This is a genomic window from Nocardia sp. NPDC060220 (assembly GCF_042727815.1).
GTDB lineage: Bacteria > Actinomycetota > Actinomycetes > Mycobacteriales > Mycobacteriaceae > Nocardia.
Genome location: NZ_JBHWZY010000331.1, coordinates 1 through 7,128 on the forward strand (window position 1 = coordinate 1; position 7,128 = coordinate 7,128).

Genomic DNA, 7,128 nt, shown 5'->3' on the forward strand with positions numbered 1-7,128 from the left:
ACGTTGTGGGCGCGCCTGCGCCATTTCGATCCGGTAGAGCGTGGTGACGTTGATTCCGGTTCGCGCGCTGACGTCTTCCTTGCTCAGCTGGGCGCTTTCGCGCAACTCGCGCAACATGGCTGCGAGCCTGCGGAGCCGGACGGTCAGGGTCGTACGCTTGCCTGCCATGAAACGCATTATTGCGCTGCAAGGCCGCTATGTCACGCGTTCGGCGAAGACAGCGGCATAGGGCCTGCCATGGTGTTCGGCGAGTCCGCGAGGCGCGCCGGAAGACCGTGCGGCGCTGCGCATGTGACTCCCAGTTCTGTCAGGGCGGCTTTACTGCAGGAGTGATAACGCAATCTTGCGTTTCGCCTTCTGAGCGAGCATGATCCAGTTAGCCTGGTTGCGAACAATCCAAACAGATGACCGGGATAACCGAATCGAGAGCCAATCATGTTGGTAGACAAATCTTGGGTGTCGGGTGAATTCGGGGCCGTGCGATGAGCGCGCCGGTGATGGGCATACTGCCCACCGCTCCGCAATTGTTGTGCGCATTTCAGGGGCGGCGATTTCAAGATCGCGAATTGTTGCGGTCGGCGCACGCACTCGCTGAACTGCACGAACGGCGGGGGCAGGTGCGTGATACGGCATTGATCGCCGAGATCGATTGCCGTCGAAGTGAACTCGTCGACGATATCAACGACTGGTGTGTCCAGGAGATCCCGTTGCATCGCAACGGCGCCTCGCTGCACACCGAAAGTCTCGGTGCGGTCGTCGACCGGATGGCGCGTAGCTGGGTGGATGCCAATCAGGCGATCGACATCGACGGCGCGCGAAGCGACAACACCCACAAGCACTGGTACCACCTTGCCGAGCTTGTGGATGGTTACACAGATCTGGTCACCGATGTGGCCGGTGGGCGGCGGCGGCTGCCCGAGCAGTGAGGGGCTACGCCGGCTCCGGTGACAGTCTTGCCTCGAAGGCGATGCGGTCGCCACGGTAGAGCGAGCGCACCCGTTCGATGGGTGCGCCGTCGGCGTCGACACTGCGCCGGTGCAGCAGCAACATCGGTAGTGCGGTGGTGCATTCGAGTAGACCCGCCTCTCTCGGGGCGGCGAGTACGGTTTCGATGCGTTCGCGCGCACCGGCGAGTTCGACGCCGGTGGCGCGGATCGCGGCGTACAGCGACGTGGTGGGGTCATAGCTGCCGCGCAGGGCGGCGAAGCGGTGCAGCGGCAGGTAGGTGCTCTCCAGTCCGACACGTTCACCGTCGGCGAGCAGTACCCGCTCCAGGTGCATCACCTCGGTGCCCGGTTCCACCTCGAGGTCGGTGGCCGTCGCCGCGTCCGCGGCGACGTCTTCCCAGGCCACCAGGATGCGGCCGGGGGTGCGGCCGAGGCTGATCGCGCCCTCGGTATAGGAGCGCAGCGACAGTGGCTGCGTGAGTTTGGGGCGGGAGATCACCGTGCCGCGGCCCTGACGGCGAATCCTGCCTTCCACCAGCAGTTCTCGCAGTGCCTGTCGCACGGTCTCGCGGGCGACGCCGAAGCGGGTGGCGAGGTCGCGTTCGGAGGGCACCGGGTCGCCCTCGGTGAGATCGGCCAGCAGCAGATCGATTTCGGTGCGAACCAGGAACACCTTCGGAACTCGGGTCGTCTGCGGCGAATCCATGCTGCCCACCCTACCCGGATTGGTCTATACCAAAAATTAACTTGCCGTTCTCGCGGCCCACACCTATCGGTCTAGACCATTTGCCACTATCGGTGGCATGCGATTGGTCATCATCGGTGGAGGGATCCTCGGCACCGCCCACGCCTGGGCGGCGATAGCCCGTGGACACGAGGTCGTGCACCTCGAACGCGAGCGCGAAGCCCGCGGCGCGACGGTCCGCAACTTCGGCCTGGTCTGGGTCTCGGGCCGGTCGGCGAACGAGCTGGAGCTGACGCTGCGTTCGCGCGAGCTGTGGGAGGAGATCGGCGGCCGGGTGGCCGGCGTCGGCTTCCGGCCCGCCGGTTCGATCACGCTGGTGCGTACCCCCGCCGAACTCGCTGTCGCCGAGGCCGCGGCTGCCGGCGACTCCGCCGATGCCCGTGGTTTCACCCTGCTCGACCCCGACCAGGTGCGCGCGATCAACCCGGCGGTGCGCGGCAAATACCTTGCGGGCCTGCACTGCTCGACCGATGCCGCCGTGGAGTCGCGGCAAGCGCTGCCCGCGCTGCGCGCCCACATGGCTGCCTCCGATCGCTACACCTTTCATGAGGGCACCGAGGCCCGCGCGGTCCTCGACACCGGTTCCGGCGCGGTGGTCGTCGACGATCACGGTCGCCGCCACGAGGCCGACCTGGTCGTCCACTGCCCCGGCGCCGCTCACTCGGGGCTCACTCGTGAGCTGGCGGGCGAACTGCCGGTGCGCCGCGTGCGGCTGCAGATGATGCAGACCGCCCCGCTGGGCGAACCGCTCACCACCGCGATCGCCGACGGCGACAGCTTCCGCTACTACCCGGGTTTCGCGGGCCCGCAGCTGGATTCGCTGGCCGCCGAGCAATCGCAGACCGCGACCGCCGCCGAGCACAAGATGCAGCTGCTGTGCGTGCAGCGCCTGCACGGTGGCCTGACCATCGGCGATACCCACGAATATGTCGAGCCGTTCGCCTTCGACGTCGACGAAGCACCCTATGACCACCTCACCGAGGTGACCGAGGAATTGCTCGGCCGCAAGCTGCCGCCGATCGTACGGCGCTGGGCGGGCGTCTACAGCCAGAGCGTCGACCCCGGAGCCGTCGTCACCCGGGTGCGCGCCGATACCAACGTCTGGGTCGTCACCGGCCCCGGCGGTCGCGGTATGACGCTCGGCCCCGCCATCGGCGAACAGACCGCCGACCAGATCGGACTGTGAGGAACACCTGTGTCGAACAACAAGATTCAGCTCGCCGCCCTCGACATGGCAGGCACTACCGTCGCCGACGGCGGGCTGGTGTTGCGCGCCTTCGAGAGTGCCGCCACCACCGCCGGGATCGAGCCCGAGGGCCCGCGCCGGGAACAGGCCCGTCGCTACGTGGTCGACACCATGGGCCAGTCCAAGATCGAGGTGTTCCGCGCGCTGCTCGACGGCGACGAGGCCGCCGCCCACCATGCCAACCGCGCCTTCGAAACCGCCTACGAAGCACTGGTCGACGAGGCCGATATCGCGCCGATCCCCGGTGCGGTGGACGCGATCACCGCACTGCGTGCGGCCGGTGTCCGGGTCGCGCTGACCACCGGATTCAGCCGGAGGACGCAGGACAAACTCCTCGCCGCGCTGGGCTGGGCCGACCTGGTCGACCTCACCCTCGCACCGTCCGACGCCGGACGCGGCCGCCCCTACCCCGACATGGTGCTGGCCGCCGCGCTGCGCCTGGGCGTCGACGCCGTCGACCGGATCGCCGTGCTCGGTGACACCACCAGCGATATCGCCACCGGCCTGGCCGCAGGCGCGGGCATCGTCGCGGGCACCCTCACCGGCGCGCACACCGCCGAGCAGCTGCGCGCCGCCGGCGCCACCCATGTCGTGGCGTCGGTCGCCGAGTTCCCGGCGCTGGTGCTCGCGCACTGAGAGCTGGTGCTCGCGCACTGAGAGCCGCTGCTCGCTCACGAACCTGCCGTCGCGGTATTCGCCGCGGCGTCGCCCTCCGATCCACCCGCCCCTGCGATTCCCCCGACATCTGAAACGAAAGTTGCTGTCATCGTGCGTACTTCCCTCACCGCGCGCCGCCTGTCCAAGGTCGCGCTGCTGCTGGCCGGCGTCACCGCCGTCGCGTTCACCGGCGCCTGCGGTGGCACCGGTACCGAATCCGCGGACGGCAAGACCGTCACCGTGTACTCCGCCGACGGTGTCGGCGGCTGGTACAAGTCCCAGTTCGCCGCGTTCACCAAGGAGACCGGCATCGCGGTCAACCTGGTGGAGGCGGGCTCCGGCGAGGTCGTGAACCGCGTCGACAAGGAACAGTCCAACCCGCAGGCCGACGTCGTCGTTACGCTGCCCCCGTTCATCCAGAAGGCCAAGCAGTCGGGTCTGCTGCAGCCCAGCGGCATCGACACCGCCGCTGTACCCGCCGCGGCCAAGGACGCCGAGGGCAGCTATGTGACCCTGGCCAACAACTTCCTGTGCTTCATCGCCAACCCCGCGGTCGACGCCTCGGCGCTCACCTGGGAAGACCTGCTGAAGCCGGAGTACAAGGGCAAGCTGCAGTACTCCACTCCCGGCCAGGCCGGTGACGGCACCGCGGTGCTGGTGCTGCTGCAGCAGCTGCGTGGCAAGCAGGCCGCCCTCGACTACCTGACCGCGTTGCAGGCCAACAACGTCGGCCCGTCGTCCTCGACCGGCAAACTGCAGGCCAAGGTCGACAAGGGTGAGCTGCTCATCGCCAACGGCGACGTGCAGATGAACCTGACCACGGTGAAGGAGAAGGGCTCCAAGTTCACCGTCTTCTTCCCGGCCGCCGCCGGCAAGCGTTCCACCGTGGCCGTCCCGTACATGATGGGTCTGGCCAAGGGCGCGCCGCACAAGGACGACGCCACCAAGCTGATGAGCTTCCTGATGGCCCCGGCCGCGCAGGCGAAACTGGGCCCCGAGGCGTTCGCCGTGTCGCCCCGCACCGATGTGCCTGCCCCGGCCGACGGTGGTCCAGCCGCCACCATGACGGGTGTCGAGGTGGTCCCGGTCGACTGGAACAAGGTGCTCACCGAGCTGGACGCCGACGTCGCGGCGTACCAGAAGGCAACCGGCAGCTGACTGCGGCTGTGACACAAGGGAGTTGACGATGTCCGACGGTGACCTCCAGATGAGATCCGCCATGTCCGTGGCGGCAACCACCGAACCCGCGATCGTGTTCGACCGGGTCGGGGTCAGCTACGGCCGCGGCCGCAAGGCCGCCGTCGCGCTGGCCGATTTCACCCTGCGCGTCGCCGTCGGTGAGACTGTCGCGCTCCTCGGCCCGAGTGGTTCGGGCAAGTCGACCGCGCTCAAGGCGCTGGCCGGTTTCGTCCGGCCCACCTCGGGCGCGGTCCGCCTGGCGGGCCGCGACGTCACCGATCTCTCGCCCGCCAAGCGGGGGATCGGTGTCGTCGTGCAGTCCTACGCGTTGTTCCCGCACATGAGCGTGCACAGCAATGTGGCGTTCGGCCTGAAATCGCATCGGGTGCCGCGGGCGGAGATCGCCGCACGGGTCGCCGAGGCGCTCGACATGGTCGGCATGGGCGGCTACGCGCAGCGGCTCCCCCGTGAGTTGTCCGGTGGCCAGCAGCAGCGGGTGGCGATCGCCCGTGCGCTGGCCATCAAGCCCAGCGTCCTGCTGCTGGACGAGCCGCTCGCCGCGCTCGACGCGCAATTGCGCCATTCGATGCTCGGCGAGTTGCAGGCGTTGCGCAAAGCGCTGCCCGACACCGCGATGCTGTACGTGACCCATGACCAGGCCGAGGCGCTGGCGCTGGCGGATCGGATCGCGGTGATGCGCGATGCCCGCCTCGTCGACATCGACACGGCCGAAAACCTGTGGCAGCGCCCGCCCACCGACTTCACCGCGGGGTTCCTCGGCGGCGCGAACCTGGTGCCCTGCACCGTCAACCACGTCACCGGCACCGCGGCCCTGGTCACCGCGGGCACCAACACCCTGCGCGCCCAGGCGCCGCAACCCGGTGTGGGACTGGCGGAGTGGGCGCCCGACGACGACGCGCTGCTGTGTATCCGCCCGCACACGATCACCGTCGGCAAACCCGGCGAGCGGGACGCCCTGCGCGCCACTGTGTCGACCTCGGTATGGCGTGGTGCCACGACCAGGGTCGAGCTGTCGGTCGACGGGCTACCCGGTACGCTCGCGGCCGACGTATCGGGGCACTTCACGACCGAGGTCGGTGCCGTTGTCGGGGTGAAGCTTCCGGACCCGGCGGGTGTGCTCATTCCTCGTGCGATCGGCGAGACAGCCACTACGGCAGGCAGTTCCGTGCCCGCAGCGGATCAGTCATGAAAGCGTTCGTAGCCGAACGGGGCATCAGCGAGGTGCTGTCGTGAGCGCTGTCGTTCTCGATCGGCCCGACGCGTCGCCGCCGTCGAAAGATCCCACACCTCGCCGGTCGTGGTTGCCGATCCTGTGGACCTTGCCGCCCGTGCTCGTGGTGCTCGGGATCGCGGGGTATCCGATTCTGCGGGTGCTCACCGAGTCCACCCGGACGCCGACCGGGCGCGGCACCGAGGTGTGGACGTCGGTACTCGGCTCCGAAGCGTTTCGGGAAGCGTTGTGGCGCACCGTTTCCATCGCCGTGTGTGCCACGGCGGGGTGTCTGGTGCTCGGCACGTTTCTGGCGATCGTGCTGGCCTTCGTGCCGTTTCCCGGATCCGGTCTGGTCGGCAGGCTCATCGACACGATCCTGACGTTGCCCTCGTTCCTGATCACCCTCGCCTTCACCTTCCTCTACGGGACGGCGGGTGCGGTGAATGCCCTGATCGCCGAATTGACCGGCGCCACCACACCGGTCATCGACTTTCTGACGACCCCGCTCGGTGTGATCCTGGCCGAGATCACCTACTTCACCCCGTTCGTGGTGCGCCCGGTGCTGGCCGCGTTCGCGCAGCTGCCCCGGGAACAACTCGATGTGGCAGCGAGTCTCGGCGCTTCGCCGTGGCGGGTGCTGCGGCAGGTGGTGCTGCCCGAGGCATGGCCCGCGCTCGCGGCAGGCGGGTCGCTGGTGCTGCTGCTCACGCTCAACGAATTCGGCATCGTGTTGTTCACCGGCGCCAAGGGCGTCATCACGCTGCCCGCGCTGATCTACACCCGGGGCATCGTCACCTTCGACCTGCCCGGTGCGGCGGTGCTGGCCTCGGTGCAGGTGCTGCTCTCGCTGGGCCTCTACCTCGTCTACCGCTTCGTGTTCGCCCGGTTCATCGCCCGCCCGAAGGAGCAATGATCGTGCTCGTCTGGACTTCTCGCGGAAAAGCGCTGGTACTCGGCGTGTTCGGGCTGGTGGTTACGGTGGTCTTCGTCGCCCCGATCGCCACCGTGATCGCCGCCGCCCTGGCAGGCAGCTGGACCGGCCCACTGCCGTCAGACCTCGGCTTCACCAATATCGGCAACGCGCTCAGCGGTGAGCAGGCGGCGAGCCTCTCGGTGAGCC

Annotated in this window: 8 protein-coding genes and 1 pseudogene; 7 read left to right on the top strand and 2 right to left on the bottom strand. The window is 68.3% G+C overall.

The genetic code is table 11. The features are described from left to right. On the bottom strand, positions 1 to 177 hold a 177-nt coding region (locus tag ACFWF3_RS18295; RefSeq protein ID WP_379314575.1), incomplete at its 3' end, for a helix-turn-helix domain-containing protein. A 389-nt stretch (positions 178 to 566) separates the two neighbouring features. On the opposite strand from ACFWF3_RS18295, the gene ACFWF3_RS18300 reads away from it, so the two are divergent. Then, positions 567 to 926 carry a DUF4254 domain-containing protein gene (locus tag ACFWF3_RS18300; RefSeq protein ID WP_101468584.1) on the top strand — a complete coding sequence of 120 codons (360 nt, stop codon included), beginning with the start codon at positions 567 to 569 and terminating at the stop codon, positions 924 to 926. Between the two features lie 4 nt (positions 927 to 930). Here the strand turns inward: ACFWF3_RS18300 and ACFWF3_RS18305 are convergent, their stop codons facing one another. Further along, a complete protein-coding gene (locus ACFWF3_RS18305) occupies positions 931 to 1,653 on the bottom strand; it encodes a GntR family transcriptional regulator (protein WP_378626415.1) in 723 nt (240 codons plus the stop codon). A 97-nt stretch (positions 1,654 to 1,750) separates the two neighbouring features. On the opposite strand from ACFWF3_RS18305, the gene ACFWF3_RS18310 reads away from it, so the two are divergent. From ACFWF3_RS18310 to ACFWF3_RS18335, 6 genes and pseudogenes are all read left to right on the top strand, one after another. Then, positions 1,751 to 2,878, top strand: coding sequence for a TIGR03364 family FAD-dependent oxidoreductase (locus tag ACFWF3_RS18310; RefSeq protein WP_378992230.1), 1,128 nt, complete (start codon positions 1,751 to 1,753; stop codon positions 2,876 to 2,878). Between the two features lie 9 nt (positions 2,879 to 2,887). Then, a complete protein-coding gene (locus ACFWF3_RS18315) occupies positions 2,888 to 3,574 on the top strand; it encodes a phosphonatase-like hydrolase (protein ID WP_379314571.1) in 687 nt (228 codons plus the stop codon). Between the two features lie 132 nt (positions 3,575 to 3,706). Next, positions 3,707 to 4,753: a 2-aminoethylphosphonate ABC transporter substrate-binding protein gene (locus ACFWF3_RS18320; protein ID WP_379314572.1), complete on the top strand. Its 1,047-nt coding sequence runs from the start codon at positions 3,707 to 3,709 to the stop codon at positions 4,751 to 4,753. Between the two features lie 28 nt (positions 4,754 to 4,781). Continuing rightward, positions 4,782 to 5,984, top strand: a complete 1,203-nt coding sequence (locus tag ACFWF3_RS18325) for an ABC transporter ATP-binding protein (RefSeq protein ID WP_379314573.1) — start codon at positions 4,782 to 4,784, stop codon at positions 5,982 to 5,984. Positions 5,985 to 6,024: 40 nt separating this feature from the next. After that, entirely contained in the window at positions 6,025 to 6,921 is an 897-nt protein-coding gene (locus tag ACFWF3_RS18330) for a 2-aminoethylphosphonate ABC transporter permease subunit (RefSeq protein WP_379314574.1), read from the top strand. Positions 6,922 to 6,923: 2 nt separating this feature from the next. After that, positions 6,924 to 7,128, top strand: a pseudogene (locus ACFWF3_RS18335) (ABC transporter permease); the annotation flags it as partial.